This window comes from Stieleria sedimenti, assembly GCF_025060895.1.
Lineage (GTDB): Bacteria > Planctomycetota > Planctomycetia > Pirellulales > Pirellulaceae > Stieleria > Stieleria sedimenti.
Genome location: NZ_JANZKV010000237.1, coordinates 1 through 2163, shown reverse-complemented (window position 1 = coordinate 2163; position 2163 = coordinate 1). Strand labels below are relative to the sequence as shown.

1 protein-coding gene is annotated in these 2163 nt (G+C 58.4%); it reads left to right on the top strand.

The window, feature by feature from the left end:
• The first annotated feature begins 412 nt into the window (after nucleotides 1-412).
• Nucleotides 413-1945 (top strand): Nramp family divalent metal transporter, encoded by a 1533-nt coding sequence (locus NZK35_RS27345; protein ID WP_259635701.1) that lies wholly within the window; start codon nucleotides 413-415, stop codon nucleotides 1943-1945.
• Nucleotides 1946-2163 lie beyond the last annotated feature (218 nt).

The following is a 2163-nucleotide window of genomic DNA, read 5'->3' as shown; positions in this document are numbered from 1 at the left end:
ACCAAATCGCCAAGCGGCGCTACAAGCTGGCAGGCAAGAAGTCAGGCCAAGGGACCTGCGAAAACGATGCCTGTGCGGTCCACTTCGGGGAGTAGTGGGGTAAGTATCCTGCTTGCCAGGAGGAGTGTCGATTGGATAAGTGGCGGAGTTGATCGTGGCGGAAATCGCTGAGACTTTTGCAGCGTGGGCCCTCTCTGGCGTTTGCGTGCTGCGCAAACGCCGTCTCTCCCAGAGGGAGAGAATCTACATGGGTTGCCAAAAGCTGCTCTTATACAATCGATATCCCGAGGGGAGAGTGAATACATCGAAAACGCTAGAGTCAGCATATCTCAGATCTCAAATCTCAAATCTCAAATCTGAAACGTGGAGCGTCAAAACCCCCGGCCTCGTCGGCTCTGCTAAACTTTCCGCCATGAATCAAGATCAAAGTGAAATCATTTCCCCTCCGACCTCGTTTGGGCGGATTCTATTAGCGGTAGGGCCGGGGCTGATCGTGGCCGGGTCGATCGTCGGGAGCGGCGAATTGATCGCCACGACCAAGACGGGGGCCGAATCGGGATTCAGTCTGTTGTGGCTGATCGTGATCGGTTGCGTGATCAAGGTGTTTGCGCAAATCGAATTCGGCCGCTACGCACTGATCAGTGGCAAAACCACTCTGGTGGCGCTCGACGAAGTGCCGGGGCCGCGGATCAAGGGGCGTGGAAACTGGTTGGTGTGGTATTGGTTGATCATGTGGTTGGCCAGCATTTCACAACTGGGCGGAATCGTCGGCGGCGTCGGCCAGGCGTTGTCGATCAGCGCCCCGCTGACGCGGCAAGGCGTCGCGTATAACCAGGCCGCCGATGCGGAACAACTGGCCCGTTTCGACGCGTTTCGTGCCGCACATGATCGCGGCGAATCCGAGTTCGAAGTCTCCACTCCGAACACCTGGGTCACCTACGACGCCACCTATCATCCGGCGGACGCGGGCGAACACGTGCAGCCCCATGACACGGCGATCTGGGCCATCCTGATCTCGCTGATCACCAGCGTGATTCTGGTCGTGGGACGCTACAACTTGATTCAATCGTTTTCCACTGCGCTGGTGGCGTCGTTCACGCTGTTGGTCGTCGTCAACGTTTACTGGTTGCAAAGCGAAGCCGAATTCGCCTTCAGCGCCAAAGAGTTTCTTTCCGGATTGATGTTTTCGTTTCCGGAACAGACAGCAGGGGTGAGTCCGATTCGCACCGCGCTGGCGACGTTCGGGATCATCGGCGTCGGTGCCGCCGAACTGATCACGTACCCGTATTGGTGCCTGGAAAAGGGCTACGGTAAATTCACGGGCAAGAACGATGGCAGCCCGGCGTGGAAACAGCGTGCGGCCGGATGGATGCGGGTGATGCACGTCGATGCCTGGGGGTCGATGCTGATCTACACCTTCGCCACCATCGCGTTCTACTTGCTAGGCGCATCGGTCTTGCATCGGATCGGATTGACCCCCGAGAAAGGCGATATGGTGCGGACGTTGGCGGTGATGTTTCAGCCGGTTTTCTCGGAATGGGCCGCCACGGTGTTTTTATTCGGTGCTCTGGCGGTGCTGTATTCGACGTTCTTTGTCGCCAACGCGTCGCACGCGAGAACGTTTTCCGATGCGCTCCGCGTGATCGGCTTGATCGCCCACGACGAACAGACGCGAGACCGTTGGATCCGGATCCTCAGCGGCGTGTTCCCGATCCTGTGCGTGGTCATCTTCATCGCCTTTCCCGCGCCGGCGCAACTGGTTCTGATCAGCGGGATCGCGCAAGGCATCATGTTGCCGATGCTGGCGGGGGCGGCATTGTTTTTCCGCTACAAACGCTCGGTGGAGGGGCTGGAGCCGAACAAGCTCTGGGACACGTTCCTGTGGTTGTCCGCCGCGGCGATGCTGGTCACCGGCGCGTGGACCTTCTACGCCCAGTTCATTTAGAGATCAACTTTTCAACGTGACCTGAATGGCACGCGCAAGCGTGTTGGTGTGCAGGCTTTAGCCCAATACCGCTAAGTTAACATCAATGAAGGGGCCCGGACGCTGGCGTGAACCGGCTGATATCAAACGAGTATCAGCCGTTTGGCGCGAGCCTACGGGCCCCAGTCCTGGGCAAAGCCGCAAAGTTAACATCAATGAAGGGGCCCGCACGCTGGCGC

Coding starts and splice junctions, on each gene's coding strand:
- NZK35_RS27345 (WP_259635701.1), top strand. CDS start 413: ATGAATCAAGATCAAAGTGAAATCATTTCCCCTCCGACCTCGTTTGGG.